Source organism: Hahella sp. CCB-MM4, from assembly GCF_002260525.1.
GTDB lineage: Bacteria > Pseudomonadota > Gammaproteobacteria > Pseudomonadales > Oleiphilaceae > Hahella.
The window spans coordinates 1-448 of the sequence record NZ_MRYI01000086.1 but is presented as its reverse complement, the minus strand read 5'-3'; the positions used below and the strand labels follow the sequence as shown (position 1 = coordinate 448).

Annotated in this window: 2 protein-coding genes; both read right to left on the bottom strand. The window is 63.4% G+C overall.

What is annotated here, in order from left to right:
• A partial coding sequence (locus BTA51_RS29015) for a thiamine pyrophosphate-binding protein (RefSeq protein WP_246841235.1) occupies positions 1-210 on the bottom strand: 210 nt, incomplete at its 3' end.
• 95 nt (positions 211-305) lie between these two features.
• Positions 306-413 carry an FAD-linked oxidase C-terminal domain-containing protein gene (locus tag BTA51_RS30970; protein ID WP_371333255.1) on the bottom strand — a complete coding sequence of 36 codons (108 nt, stop codon included), beginning with the start codon at positions 411-413 and terminating at the stop codon, positions 306-308.
• Positions 414-448: the final 35 nt, after the last annotated feature.

Here is a 448-nt window from a genome sequence, read left to right as displayed (position 1 = left end):
TTTGGCCGTCGGCGTGCCCCAGGCGGCGGCCATGAGGGCCGCGCCCCCCGCGTTACGGCAATTGATGAAATCGAGCCGCCCTTTGGTGTCATGCAGCGCATCGAGCACGGCGAGATAGCTTTCGCCCGGCACGCCGAAGCCCTTCTCGGCCCCCAGCGCCAGCAGGCTCTCGACGAGAATCTGCCCGCCGTTTCGTGTCTGTCCCGTCATGCGTCACCTGTGCTGTCAGAGGCTCATCGCCCGTTCAGGTGATCATGCGGTCCGGCGCGGTTCGGGAAAATGAAGTTCGGCGTGAGAAAGGAAAGTTATTCTTTCTGTTTTGGCCGCAGAATGACTCCGGGATTGAGCGACGCTTTAGGGTCCAGCGCCTGCTTCACCGCCCGCATCAAGGCGCGTTCCTGCGGGGCGCGCAGATGATCCGCCAGAGCGATCTTCGACCGTCTCAGCC